This window comes from Collinsella aerofaciens, from assembly GCF_015670745.1.
Taxonomy (GTDB): domain Bacteria; phylum Actinomycetota; class Coriobacteriia; order Coriobacteriales; family Coriobacteriaceae; genus Collinsella; species Collinsella aerofaciens_T.
In genome coordinates this window covers 51,654-65,279 of sequence record NZ_JADPCH010000013.1, presented here as the reverse complement: position 1 = coordinate 65,279, position 13,626 = coordinate 51,654, and the positions used below count along the sequence as shown (strand labels likewise).

Here is a 13,626-nt window from a genome sequence, read left to right as displayed (position 1 = left end):
CGATATACGCCGTGATGCGCGACCGGGTGCCCTACCGGGAGTAGCCCCGACGGTTGACAAAACTATAGGAACACCCAACGACTATCTTTTAGCAGGTCTGGATCATGGCAATGTCGATGTTTTGGCACCGACAGCGAGCGCCCACCAGAGCGAACAAATTGGCATGAAAAGAGGACGGCATAGACCTTCTGGTCATGCCGTCCTCTTTGAATGACAAGTCGTCGCTCTGGTGGGCGCGCAGCGTCGGCCCGTTACGGCGTTTGGTAAAACGCCGTAACTAAAAACGGTTGCCGCGGAAGCCGCCACCGTTGCGGCCGCCACGATCGCCACCGCGACCGCCACGGTCGTTACCGCGGTTGCCGCCAAAGCCGCCACGGTTGCCGCCGCGGTCGCCATAGCCACCACGGTTGCCGCCAAAGCCGCCGCGACCGCCACGGTCGCCGCCACGGTCACCAAAGCCGCCACGGCCACCGCGATCGCCACCGCGGCCACCACGGTCGCCACCACGGCCACCGCGATCGCCAAAGCCGCCGCGACCGCCACGGTCGCCGCCACGGCCACCACGGTCGTCACGGCCGCCGCGAGGACCGCGATCCTCGTCCAGGCCCATGGCGACGAGCGGAGCGATAACCTTATCGAGAGCGGCCATCAGCTCGGTGGCCTCCTCGTAAGAAAGCTCGGGCAGGAGCTTCTCCTTCTTGTTGGCAAGCTCGACCAGGCCCTCGGCGGCATCCTCGGCAGCGAAGACGACGATCTTGCGCATATCGCCCTCGGCGTCGTCGATGCGGCCGACCAGATCGGCAGCCTCGGCCTCGGCCATCAGGCCATCGAGCTCACGAAGGCGCATGCCCAGCAGGTCGGACATTTCCTTCTGCTCCATCTTGGGCTTGAGGTCAAGAAGCTTGATAGCGCGCTCGATGTTCGCCATGCGCTCGGCCTTGGCCTCCTCCTCCTTGGAAATAGCAAAGCGACGGCTACGCAGCAGGCGGGCGGCCTTCTGCATCTTGTCCATCAGCTCTTCGTCATCGTAATCAACGGCGGCCTCGACAACCTCGGCCTCCTCCTCGGCGGAAACCTCGGCAGCAGCCTCAACCTCGGCAGCTTCGGTCTCCACGGTCTCGACTGCCTCAACCTCGGCAGCCATGGTCTCGTTCTCGGTCTCGTTCATGATCTCTTCGTTCTCAGACATGAGACTCCTTCTTGGCCCTCTCGGGCATCATCGCCCCATTCGCGGGGCCCGTCGCGCACTCTTTGCGCTTTAAACATTCATGCCTCTCGGCAAAACGTCCATTAGTTTATGGTGTCGCCCGCTAATCTAGCTGCAGAATCTATGTGCACACATTAATGCGACATGTGCGACTCGCGACGAGCGTACACCAGCGACGCCACGAACCCGACCACGGCAATTACAGCCGCCACACGCACGGCAGCTGCAAATCCAATCGCCTGGGCAACGTCCGTCGCAACGCCAGCGGCACCGGCAGTCGCCGCAGAGCTCGAGAGCAGACCGATAAACAGCGACGGACCAAACGATGCGGCAATCATGTTCCACGTGTTGAGCAATGCCGTTCCGTGAGGATGCTCAGCGGCAGGTAGCGTCTCCAAGCCGGCCGTCTGCGAGGGGCTCAGCACCAAACCGACTCCGGCATACACTGCAACGGTCAGTGCCACGACAACGCCGATGTTCATGCTTGCCGCCGTCATCGAGATTGCAGTCTGCCCCACGGCAATCAGGGCAAAGCCGACCGGCAGCAGCGGCCATGCACCACGGGCGTCCATCACGCGTCCGCCCACAATCGAGGTCACGGCGTTGCAGGCAATCGCCGGCAAAATGAGCAAGCCCGCAACAAGTGCGGTCATGCCGTATGCGCCCTCAAAATAGAGCGGCAACAATACGCTCATCGAAAACGTCGTCATCATCGACACCACCACAAGCAGACACGCAGGCCAAAAACGAACGCTCGCCATGGGACGCACGTTAAGCACCGGATGCTCGAGCTTGAGCTGGCGGGCCGCAAACAGGCCGAGCAGCACAATGGCGGCGATAAGCGTCACGATGCCGGCAATCAGATTGGTCGAGAACTCGCCTACGGAATACACAAATGCCGTAATGCCGGCGGCGAGCAAAACAACCGACAGAATATCAAGCGTGGTGTTCGAGCGCTCTCCGACATTCTGAACATGCTTTACGCCCGCCGCAGCGACCACAATGCCGCCCACCAGCGGCACTACGAACACCGCCCTCCAGCCAAACAACGTGCACATAAGACCGCTGACCACGGGTCCAAACGCCGGCCCCAGCGTAATGCAGGCACCGCCCAGGCTCAGATACAGGCCGAGCTTCTCGCGCGGAGCGCAAGACAGCACAACGTTCATCATGAGCGGGAACAAGACGCCCGAACCCGCAGCCTGCAAAATACGACTTGGCAGCAAAACGCTAAACGACGGAGCGACTAGGCACAGAACTTCGCCGGCGACCATGCATCCGCATGCGAAAAACAGCAGCTTGCGCGTCGAGAAACGGCCGGACAGAAAGGCCATGATGGCCGTAAAGATCGACGTCACGATCATGTAGCCCGAAACGAGCCACTGCGCCGTGGTGGCACTCACCGAAAAGGCCGCCATAATGTCGTGCAACGCCACGTTAATGATGTTCTCGTTAAACGCGGCAACAAAGGCCGCAATATACATTACGACGAGAATCGCCGAGGCTGTCGACGGTGATTGAGTTCGCTTTTGGGATTTGGTCCCCATGAAATTCCTTCCTCTTAGAACGACAATCGCATCGCCCCAGAGGAACGGTCCAGGGCGAAAATGAGCCCTAGACTTACGCCAGACGCCGTACACGACAAATCTGGCAACATGGTCCAACGTCGAAAGATTGTAACGCGGACGCGCAGCTTTCCTTCCGCGCTATTATTAAAAGTCCATGAAAGCATAAGACATGAGGAGCCCGCCATGATTAAGCCCATCATGAAATCCGAGTTCTTTTTGCGCCTGCCTTCCGAAGACGCGGGGCCCGACGATACCGCGACCGGGCAGGACCTCCTGGATACGCTCCACGAGCATGAGCACGAGTGCGTAGGCCTCGCCGCCAACATGATCGGCGTTCGCAAGCGCATCATCTGCGTAAAGGACGGCAACAGGGCGCTGCTCATGTACAACCCGCAAATTCTTGAGCAGGTCAATGCCTATCAAACGAGCGAAGGATGCCTCTCGCTGATCGGCGAGCGTCCCTGTACCCGCTATCGCCGCATTAAGGTTGAGTATTTGGACGAGAACTTCGTCCACCGCATCAAAAACTTCTCGGGCTACACCGCCGAGATCATCCAGCACGAAATCGACCACTGCAACGGGATTGTTATATAGTTCCGCCGATTCAAGAAAGCTCCCTGCAGCAAAACAACTGCAGGGAGCTTTTCATAGTGCGGAGCTTCTATCCCACTAGCTCTGGCGGTAATGGTCAAAGAAATCGGCGAGGTCTTCGAGCGACTCCTTGAGTACTTCCATGCGCGGCAGGTACACGATGCGGAAGTGGTCGGGCTCACCCCAGTTAAAGCCGCCGCCGCGCGTGATTAGAATCTTCTTCTCGTGCAGCAGGTCGAGGGCAAACTGCTCGTCATCGGTGATGTTGAATTTCTTCACATCCATCTTGGGGAAGATGTAGAACGCCGCGCGCGGCTTAACCACCGAGATGCCGTCGATCTTGTTGAGTGCCTCATACACAAAGTTGCGCTGCTCGTAGACACGGCCGCCGGGGCGGATGTAGTCGTTGACCGACTGATGGCCGCCGAGCGCCGTCTGGACGATCGACTGGGCCGGGACGTTGGAGCACAGGCGCATGTTCGAGAGCATGTTGACGCCCATGATGAAGTCGCTCATGCAGCGCTGGTTGCCCGAAAGCACCATCCAGCCAATACGATAGCCCGCAATCATGTGCGACTTGGAAAGGCCGCTAAAGGTGACGCAGGGCAGATCGGGGGCAAGCGAGGCAATCGAGACGTGCTCGTAGCCGTCCATGCACAGGCGGTCGTAGATCTCATCGGCAAAAATCATGAGCTGGTGTCTGCGCGCAACCTCGACGATGCCCTCGAGCACCTCACGCGGGTAAACGGAGCCCGTGGGGTTGTTGGGGTTGATGATGACGAGGGCCTTGGTCGCACTCGTGATCTTGGACTCCATATCTTCCAGGTCGGGATACCAATCCGCCTGTTCATCGCACAGATAGTGCACGGGATGACCGCCGGCAAGGGTTGCGCACGCCGTCCAGAGCGGATAGTCGGGGCTGGGGATCAGAATCTCGTCGCCATTGTCGAGCAGCGCGTTCATCGAAAGCTGAATGAGCTCGGACACGCCGTTGCCCGTGTAGATGTGCTCCATCTGAACGTTGGGCAAGCCCTTGATCTGCGAGTACTGCATAATCGCCTTGCGCGCAGAGAACAGACCGCGCGAGTTGGAATAGCCTTCGCAGTCGGGCAGCTGCTGGCGCATGTCCTTGATAATCTCGTCGGGCGTGCGGAAACCGAAGGGCGCCGGGTTGCCGATATTGAGCTTGAGGATGCGCTCGCCCTCGTCCTCCATACGGGCGGCCTCGTCGACGACGGGACCGCGCACATCATACAGGACGTTATCAAGCTTGGTGGATTTAGAAAAAGTACGCATGGTGGTGCTCCTTGGAATTTGAGCTGAGGGATGGGGTTCGGGCTTGGAGTCGTTGCGAGGCGATGATGTCTCGCCTTGATCGGCGTCACCGGCAAGCAGCCAGGTAACATCGACCTCCAAAATGCGGGCGAGCAGCTCTGCCACATCGCGCCGCGGGATCGTCTTGCCGCTCACATATTGGCTCATCTGACTCTTGCCGAGTTTTTTGCCGAGCATCTCCGATGCGCGGATTACGTCCGACTGGCGAACGTCGCGATCGGACATAGTCTGTCGCAGGCGATTGCTAAACGTCTCTTGGGCCACTAGAACCTCCTTGCTGGCAAAGTTCAATTTATAGAACACGAATTGAACCTGAGTTCAATTTAGGCAGCAGTATAGCGCGGCGCCTCATTCGAAAGTTCAATTTCATAAGAAAACGTACCGAACTCCGAGATTTGCCCAAAGCGGACAATGACATGCACGCGTTTAGAGGTATTCAAGGAATCGAGCAGCGGCAAGCGAAACGTCGGCCGTTCGATATATGGCGTTGATCTGCCGATGAGGATGTCCCTCGAGCGGGCGCACGGCAATATCGAACTGGCAGCGGCGCAAGATGAGCGCCGGAAGAATGCTCACGCCCAGACCGTCCTCGACCATGGCCATAATCGCATAGTCATCCCAGGTCGACAGTTTTGAGCGCACCGTCAGGCCCGCGCGGCGAAACAGCGGCGTAATCTCGTCGTCACCACCGCGTTCCAGCAGAATAAACTGCTCGTTGGCCAAATCGGCAAGGGAAACGACCTCCGCGGTGGCAAGCGAGGAGTCCGCTGGCACCACGGCCATCAGCTCGTCTTGCACCAACGGCCGCGACGCCATGCCGGCGCCGCGTGGCTCGCGCGGAATAAAGCCCAGGTCACAACGACCCTCAGCCACCCATTGTTCAATCTCTGAGTAATCGCCCATCAGCAACTCATAGTCGACGTCCGGGTGATCGGCGCGAAAGCGCGCAATCACCGGCGGCAGCACGTGGGTCGCCACACTCGAAAACGTACCGATGCAGATTTTGCCGCGCATGAGCCCACGCATCTCATCCACGCGTCGCTGCAGGCGGCCAAACTCTTCGCATAACGCCTCGACTGCCGGCATGACCTGCCGCCCGTCGGCAGAAAGCACCACGCCCTCGCGGCTGCGATCAAGCACCTTAAAACCCCAGTCTGCCTCAAGGTCGCCCACCATGCGGCTCACGCCCGACTGCGAATAGCTCAGGCGCTCGGCGGCGCGCGTAAAACTGCCGGCGCGCACGGTCTCGAGCAGCACCTGCATCTTTTGAATATTCGTTTCCACGGCACCCCTCCACCTTTGCATGAGTTTTTGTCATGTTATCCATGCATTATATTCGCTTTTCTTCTAAAGCCAGTTCACCCATAGTGAACATGCTCGGATATAGAAGGGACGGAAGCGCATGAACAACGGACTGTTTACGTACTTAGCAGCATTGCTATTGTTTGGCTCCAACGGCATCATCGCCGCCGCCATCGCGCTGCCGAGCTCGGATATCGTGCTACTACGCACGTTTTTGGGCGCACTCTCGCTTGTCACCATTCTCGCCATCACCCAACGCCATAAGTTGCAGGCGCCATCTCGCCCCCGCGAAGCCGCAGCCCTCCTCCTCTCGGGAGCTGCGCTGGGCGCCAGCTGGATTTTTCTGTTCCGCGCCTACCAGACGGTCGGCGTCGGCGTATCCTCGCTGCTGTACTACTGCGGCCCCATCATTGTCATGGCACTCTCCCCGCTCATCTTTGGCGAAAAGCTGACCGGCGGCAAAATCGCCGGCTTTATCGCCGTTGCTTGCGGTGCTTTTCTCATTGCAGCGCAAGGTCTAGGCGGCAATATGCCCATTGCAGGTATCGCCTGCGGCATCGCCTCGGCATTTTGCTATGCGCTGATGGTCATCGCTAGCAAGGGCGCGCCACACATCGAAGGCCTCGAGAACTCCACGCTCCAGGTGAGTGCCGCCTTTGTGACCGCGCTGGTCCTCACGCTCAACACGCAGGGTGCACCCTCATTCCTGTCCGCCGGCGTCGCCGCAGGCATCGATTGGCGCGCCGTTGCCATGCTCGGCATTGTCAACACCGGACTCGGTTGTCTGCTCTACTTTAGTGCTGTCGCCAAACTACCCGTGCAGACCGTCGCCGTCGTCGGCTACCTTGAGCCGCTTTCGGCGGTCGTGTTCTCGACCGTCCTTTTGGGCGAAGCCATAACACCGGTCCGTCTGATGGGTGCCGCACTTATCATCGGCGGCGCGATCTTTTGCGAACTCGCCGGCAAACGCGCAGGTGCCAAGACCGGCATCGCTCAGGCAGCACGCGCTTAAAAGCCCCTGCTTTGAAATGCTACCTGCGTACATAAATAATCTCCAGCTGGGGATTATTGTCTAAAATAACCTGATGTGCCAAACTGCTCTTGTATGTATAAAGACGGCATAAAGGTTATCTGTCCTAGACAGATAACCGGATGTCTAAGGGAGTCCACGTGGCACACAACAAGCTGGAGGCAAGCCTCCAAGACCAGCGTAGTCAGAGCGGACATGGCGCCATCCCCCTCTCCGCTGGCATGCTGCTCGTAACACTCGGCGTCGTCTATGGCGACATCGGCACGAGCCCCATGTACACCATGAAATCAATCGTCGCCAACAACGGCGGCATCGGTACCGTCAGCGAGGACATGATCTTGGGCGCGCTCTCGCTCGTTATCTGGACCATGACGCTCGTGACCACGGTCAAGTACGTGTTAATCGCCATGAAGGCCGATAACCACAACGAAGGCGGCATCTTCGCCCTGTTCAGCCTCGTACGCAAGGTGGCACCATGGCTGATTCTGCCCGCTATGATCGGCGGTGCGGCACTGCTTGCCGACGGCATCCTCACCCCCGCCGTCACGGTTACCACGGCCATCGAGGGTCTGCGCACCATCGAATGGGGCCATGCGCTGCTGGGCGACGGCCAGACCAACGTCATCATCATTACCATCATCATTATCTGCGGTCTGTTTGCCATGCAGCGCGCCGGCACCTCGTCAATCGGCAAGCTCTTCGGTCCGCTCATGACGCTATGGTTCCTGTTCCTGGCAGGCGCCGGTCTGTTCAACATGCTCGGCAACCTGTCCATCTTGCGCGCGCTCAACCCCATCCGCGGCGTCATGTTTCTGTTCTCGCCCATCAACCACTCGGGCATCATGGTGCTCGGCTTCGTCTTCCTGTCGACGACCGGCGCCGAGGCGCTCTATTCAGACATGGGCCACGTGGGCAAGGCCAACATCTACGCATCCTGGCCGTTTGTTAAGGCGGCGCTTATCCTTAACTACCTGGGTCAGGGCGCTTGGCTGCTCGCCAACAATTCCAATCCCCAGATGCTCGCGATGGATATCGTCAACCCGTTCTATATGATGCTCCCCGAGCCCCTGCGCCCCTTTGCCATCGTGCTTTCGGCCGTGGCGGCCATCATCGCCTCGCAGGCGCTCATCACCGGCTCGTTCTCGCTGGTATCCGAGGCAACGCGTCTCAACCTTATGCCGCATCTGCGCATCCACTACCCCAGCGACACCAAGGGGCAGCTCTATATTCCGCTCGTCAACAACATCATGTGGGTCGGCTGCATCTTCATCGTGCTGCTGTTCCAAAACTCCGAGCGCATGGAGAGCGCCTACGGCCTCGCCATTACCGTGACCATGCTCATGACCACGACGCTTTTGACGAGCTACATCGCTGGCATCCTCAAGCACAAGCTGGGTGCCTGCGTCTTCGCCCTGCTCTTTGGTGCCATTGAGCTGTGCTTCTTCGCCTCGTGCCTCACCATGTTCTTTGACGGCGGCTACGTCATGATCTTCCTGGCCGCACTGCTGTTTGGCCTTATGTACGTGTGGCGCCGCGGCACCGCCATCGAGCGCACACAGACGATTCTGCTGCCCGTCTCCAAGTACATCGATCAGCTCAACCGCCTGCGCAACGACGAGACCTATCCCGTGCTCGCTGACAATCTGGTATTTCTCACCAACAGCCCCGACCCGCTCACGCTCGACCGCGACGTGCTTTATTCCATCCTGGACAAGCACCCCAAGCGCGCCAAGGCATATTGGTTCATCAACGTGCACGTTACCGACGAGCCCTATACGCACGAATATTCCGTTGAGACCTTTGGCACGGACTTCCTGTTCCGGGTGCGCTTGGACCTGGGCTTTAAGGTCAATCAGCGCATCAACGCCTACCTGCGCCAGATCGTTGGCGACCTGATGGCATCGGGTGAGTTGCCGCCGCAGCATCACACCTACTCTATCTACGAGACCCGCGGCAACGTGGGCGACTTCCGTTTTTGCATGCTGCGCAAGATGCTTGCCCCCGAAACGGACATCAACCGCAACGACCACCGTGTGATGGCCATCAAGTACGCCGTCCGCCGCGCCTGCGGAAGCCCGGCACGTTGGTATGGTCTCGAGAACTCGGCCATCATCATTGAGTACGTACCGCTCTTTGCCCGCATGCGTCCGGCAGTCAAACTCATTCGCACCCAGGTGCCGCTCGAGATCCTGATCGAAGAGGCCGAGGAAATGGAAGTCGACATCTTCTCGGACGACCTGGTCAACGGCAACGAAGCCGGTAAGGACATGAACGTCGATCCCACCGAGCTGCTCGAGAGCGTCGCCGATACGCCCGAGCAACAGCAACTCGACGGACTCGAAAGCACCCAGCTCAACGACGCCAACTTCTAACACGCCACCAGCCATTGACGACAACGGTCCCGCATCTCATGGGAGATGCGGGACCGCTTTGCATTGCAGTAAAGCTAACGGCTACGAACGACGCGGCTCGGGAACCACGAGCCTATCGGGGCTCGCGCCCTCGGCATCCATCAGGCTCACGTAGCGAATCGACGGATCCCCATACATCGCGTAGTAATAATTGCCCGTGCGCGCGCTAAAGCATCCGGTATAGATAGTCTTCTCGAATTTGCCATCGCCCATCCTGGACGCCCCCTCAATCATCACCACGCCCTCGAGTGAACGGAACATGCGGACGACGTTTTCGGTCTCGCTCTCCTTTTGCGGGTAATTGGCATTGAGGTACGCCGCCTTTACAAAACGGCTCGGCGAATAGCAGTCACCCGGAATACCGCGCATGCCGGCACCCGCGCCATAGGGCTTGAGCTCGGCGCCACGCCATGTCGCCGTCTGCGGAAAATCGCTTGTGGCGGTGATATAGGTGCGCAGGTTTTCCATGTGCCACGGGAAGGTCGGCTGGTTGGCAAGGGTGTCGACCGGATCGTCGTATACATGCAGGCCGTCAGCCATCATCTCGACCACGATGCTGCGCTGGCTGTCGCCGATAATCCAATGGAGCAGCGACACGCCCAGCCCCTCTCCGGCAGATTTGGCGACAATCACCGTGTCGCGCAGCGCGGCCTCGACCTCATCGACCGTCGAGAACGTCGCTGCCACCCACAGGGGAAACTCATAGGCCGCGATATTGGTCTTGCCGTCGACAGGGCCCTCGGCATACTCGGCATAACCCGGGAAATTGAGACCCGCCACGGCGAGGCCCGCATCGTTGCCGCAATCGAAGAACATAGGGTAGTTCCTGTAATCGATGCACATACCGATCACCGCGTGCGCCGCTGTCGCGTCGTCGATAAACGAATACGGAATGTGAAACCCGCGCGGCATCACGCGAACCTGTTGGCCGTAGTCAAAGCTCCAGTCGAGATTGCGGCCCAGATACATGTGGCCAGAATTATCGGTAAATCGAATACTCGTACACATAGCGCCTCCTAGCTTTACGTTCTTGCTAATTTCATTGTCTCCAAACAAAAAGGCGCTAAACACAAAAGCCCGGACATGACAACAATGTCACGCCCGGACTATTCAAACAGGATAAACTCAACCAAGTTAACCCCGCAGGTCGTCTAAGGGGTCAAAGTGCCGCAGATTGCCACGAAAGAGGAGCGAAGCGTACTTAAGGTACGCGAGCGACGATTGAGCGGCAAGGTGCGGTGCTTTGGTCCCCTTAGACCAACTTTCCAAGACAGTGATCGATCATATGCTGGATCATCTGTGCCTCAAAGCCCGCGTAGTCGCGGCGGCACTCCTTCATCTTGCCGTCGACGATCTGGTCAAAGGCAACCTTGCACTTGATATAGCGCGTGGACTTGGTGACCTCCTCGTGCGTCAGGCAGCTCTCCTCCATCTTGCTGGCACCCAGGCCAAACACCAGACGGGGGTTGTAGAGCACATGGGGCTCGCCGGCGTCGTCCAGATAGACGCAGACCTTCTTGGTGACGCCGATCTGGTTGGCGGCAAGGCAGCCGGCATCATCGAGCGACTTGATGGTATCAATCAGATCCTGAGCGACCGACTCGTCCTCGACAGTCGCAACCTCGCAACGCTGAGACAGGATAGCCTCGTCGCGGCAGAGCTCTTTAATCATACGTTCCTCCATAGGGGTCGTTGTAACCGCTTAAGTATACGGTACCTACACAATTTCATGCGAAAGATACCGCCCGTCCGTTACAAACCGCCGAACATCAACATGTGAGGAACACCAACTTCACAAAGGCGATATAGTGGGTGAGTTCGTGTCAATCGGCCTAAACTCGGGGCCGAACAAGGAAAGGGTATGCATGGACGAACTTTTTCACGTCAGTGAGCGCAAGTCCACAATCGGGACCGAACTTCGCGCTGGACTGACAACATTCCTGGCGATGGCCTACATCATCGCCGTCAACCCTGCGGTGCTCTCGGGCGCCGGCATCGATGCGGGAGCGCTCGCCTGCGCCACCTGCCTGGGCGCCGGCATCATGACCATCTGCATGGGCATCTTCGCCAACCGCCCGCTCGCCTGCGCGTCGGGCTTAGGCGTCAACGCGATGATCGCTGGAATCACCACCACCGTCTGCGGCGGTGACTGGCACGTGGCCATGAGCGTCATCTTCCTTGAGGGCGTCGTCATCTTGCTGCTCGTGCTTTGTGGCCTGCGCGAGGCCATCATGGACGCCATCCCGGTTGTCCTGCGTCACGCCATCTCGGTGGGTCTGGGCCTGTTCATCGCCATGATTGGCCTGTGCGATGCCGGCATTATCACCGCTGGCGCCGGTACACTCGTCGGTCTGGGCGACATCACCTCCCCCACCTTCATCGTCGGCATCATCTCCATCCTGGTGACAGTCGCCCTCGCCTGCCGCAACGTCCCCGGCTCGCTGCTCATCGGCATCGTCGTCGCCGTCATCGCCGGTATCCCCCTAGGTGTGACCCAGGCTCCGACCGGTATCATCGCCCCGCTCGATTTCTCGAGCATCGGTGGCCCCATCGCCGACGCCGGCGGCGTGCCTGCCATCGTCAAGGTCCTTACCGACCCCGCGCTCCTCGTCATCTCGTTCTCGCTGCTCATGAGTGACTTCTTCGACACCATGGGCACCGCGATGGCCGTGGCCAAGCAGGGCGAGTTCCTCACCGACGACGGCAACGTCGAGAATATCAAGGAGATCCTGATCGTCGACTCCGCCGCCGCCGCTGTGGGCGGTTTCATGGGCGTCTCCTCCATCACCACCTTCGTCGAGTCCACCTCTGGCGCTGCCGACGGTGGCCGCACGGGTCTCACCTCCGTCACCACCGGCATGCTGTTCATTCTCGCCGCGTTCTTCTCCCCCATCGTCACCATCGTTTCCAGCGCCGCCACCTGCGGTGCTCTGGTCTACGTCGGCTACCTCATGATGAGCGAGGCCTCCGAGATCGACTGGTCCGACGTGTCGCAGGGTTTCCCGGCGTTCATGATTGTCGCCGGCGTGCCCTTCACCTACTCCATCTCTGCCGGCATTGGCCTGGGCTTTATCGCCTACGTGATCGTCGCACTCTTTAAGGGCGAGGCCTCCAAGATCAAGCCGCTCATGTGGATCGCAGCCCTTGCCTTCCTCGTCTACTTCTTTGTAGCATAGCGGCAAAGCTGCCAAAGCAGAACACCAAAGCGCGGAGTCGCATCGAGCGGCTCCGCGCTTTTCTTTTCGGTAGCGCGTATGCGTCGGCGTGCGACAATTGGGGCTGTCGATATCACAACGCCGAGAGAAGCCCGTCATGGAAGCGTGCCAAAAGCAGATAACCGTTCATTCAATGCATGCCGAAAGCGCACCGATCATCTACCTTCCCGTGGTCATGGGCGACGGCATCGAGGTATATAAGTGCTGCCGAGAGCTCGACTGCCCACCGTTTACCCTTGTCGCCATTGGCGGCCTCAACTGGAATCGCGAGCTGAGCCCTTGGGAATGCGACGGAACTGTACGCGATGCCGAACCCTTTGGCGGTCAGGCGTCCGGATTTCTCGATGAACTGCTGAACCGGATAATCCCAAAGGTCGAATTATCACTCCCACAGCCACCTGCCTGGCGTGGCATTGCCGGCTATTCGCTGGCGGGTCTCTTTTCGCTTTGGGCCCTCTGGCAAACCGATGCCTTTGACCGCGCCGCAAGCGCATCGGGGTCCCTTTGGTTTCCTGGCTTTATCGACTATGCGCACGAGCACAGGATGCCGAACGCGCCCGGCGCCGTCTACCTGTCACTCGGCAAAAAAGAAACCAAGACGCCCAACCGCATGATGCGACACGTCCTCGAAGGCACACGCGCCATGGAAGCGTTGCTTGTCGATCGCGGCATTCCAACAACGCTGGAGCTCAACCCCGGCAACCACTTTGCCCAAACCGATCTACGAATGGCGCGTGGCATCCACTGGATACTGACGCATTAAAAATGGTGCCCACGCGCATATGTAGGCCGAGCAAAAACATGCGCGGGCGGCCGAGCGATGACGCATCGTAGATGGCATCGGTGACGGCGGGCGTCAAAGACTGGGACACGGATGCCCTTTCAGAATGGAAGGGCGCTCGAGCATAGCGGATTACCTGCCCGAACGATACGATCCGAACCATTGTACGCGATATGTAATTTCTCG

Annotated in this window: 11 protein-coding genes; 5 read left to right on the top strand and 6 right to left on the bottom strand. The window is 59.1% G+C overall.

The genetic code is table 11. The features are described from left to right. Window positions 1-277: 277 nt before the first annotated feature. Both I4W07_RS06175 and I4W07_RS06170 read right to left on the bottom strand, forming a co-directional pair. A complete protein-coding gene (locus I4W07_RS06175; RefSeq protein WP_118226452.1) occupies window positions 278-1,189 on the bottom strand; it encodes a hypothetical protein in 912 nt (303 codons plus the stop codon). Window positions 1,190-1,341: 152 nt separating this feature from the next. Then, the gene (locus tag I4W07_RS06170) at window positions 1,342-2,754 is read right to left on the bottom strand and encodes an MFS transporter (protein WP_196025970.1); all 1,413 of its coding nucleotides are present in this window, start codon (window positions 2,752-2,754) and stop codon (window positions 1,342-1,344) included. Window positions 2,755-2,958: 204 nt separating this feature from the next. Here I4W07_RS06170 and I4W07_RS06165 point away from each other — a divergent pair, with 204 nt between their 5' ends. Beyond that, on the top strand, window positions 2,959-3,369 hold the full coding sequence (locus tag I4W07_RS06165) for a peptide deformylase (protein ID WP_196025969.1): 411 nt from the start codon (window positions 2,959-2,961) through the stop codon (window positions 3,367-3,369). A gap of 75 nt (window positions 3,370-3,444) precedes the next feature. Here the strand turns inward: I4W07_RS06165 and I4W07_RS06160 are convergent, their stop codons facing one another. Both I4W07_RS06160 and I4W07_RS06155 read right to left on the bottom strand, forming a co-directional pair. After that, window positions 3,445-4,926 (bottom strand): aminotransferase class I/II-fold pyridoxal phosphate-dependent enzyme, encoded by a 1,482-nt coding sequence (locus tag I4W07_RS06160; protein WP_271739764.1) that lies wholly within the window; start codon window positions 4,924-4,926, stop codon window positions 3,445-3,447. A gap of 201 nt (window positions 4,927-5,127) precedes the next feature. Further along, window positions 5,128-5,985 (bottom strand): LysR family transcriptional regulator, encoded by an 858-nt coding sequence (locus I4W07_RS06155; RefSeq protein WP_271739763.1) that lies wholly within the window; start codon window positions 5,983-5,985, stop codon window positions 5,128-5,130. A gap of 118 nt (window positions 5,986-6,103) precedes the next feature. On the opposite strand from I4W07_RS06155, the gene I4W07_RS06150 reads away from it, so the two are divergent. Both I4W07_RS06150 and I4W07_RS06145 read left to right on the top strand, forming a co-directional pair. After that, window positions 6,104-7,015, top strand: a complete 912-nt coding sequence (locus I4W07_RS06150) for a DMT family transporter (RefSeq protein ID WP_196025967.1) — start codon at window positions 6,104-6,106, stop codon at window positions 7,013-7,015. Window positions 7,016-7,155: 140 nt separating this feature from the next. Next, window positions 7,156-9,405, top strand: a complete 2,250-nt coding sequence (locus I4W07_RS06145) for a KUP/HAK/KT family potassium transporter (protein WP_196025966.1) — start codon at window positions 7,156-7,158, stop codon at window positions 9,403-9,405. Window positions 9,406-9,486: 81 nt separating this feature from the next. Here the strand turns inward: I4W07_RS06145 and bsh are convergent, their stop codons facing one another. Both bsh and I4W07_RS06135 read right to left on the bottom strand, forming a co-directional pair. Further along, entirely contained in the window at window positions 9,487-10,452 is a 966-nt protein-coding gene (gene bsh / locus I4W07_RS06140; protein WP_195240203.1) for a choloylglycine hydrolase, read from the bottom strand. 244 nt (window positions 10,453-10,696) lie between these two features. Beyond that, window positions 10,697-11,116, bottom strand: coding sequence for a peptide deformylase (locus tag I4W07_RS06135; RefSeq protein WP_196025965.1), 420 nt, complete (start codon window positions 11,114-11,116; stop codon window positions 10,697-10,699). 193 nt (window positions 11,117-11,309) lie between these two features. Here I4W07_RS06135 and I4W07_RS06130 point away from each other — a divergent pair, with 193 nt between their 5' ends. Then, window positions 11,310-12,620 (top strand): NCS2 family permease, encoded by a 1,311-nt coding sequence (locus tag I4W07_RS06130; RefSeq protein WP_196025964.1) that lies wholly within the window; start codon window positions 11,310-11,312, stop codon window positions 12,618-12,620. Between the two features lie 136 nt (window positions 12,621-12,756). Next, window positions 12,757-13,422 (top strand): alpha/beta hydrolase, encoded by a 666-nt coding sequence (locus I4W07_RS06125; protein WP_196025963.1) that lies wholly within the window; start codon window positions 12,757-12,759, stop codon window positions 13,420-13,422. Window positions 13,423-13,626 lie beyond the last annotated feature (204 nt).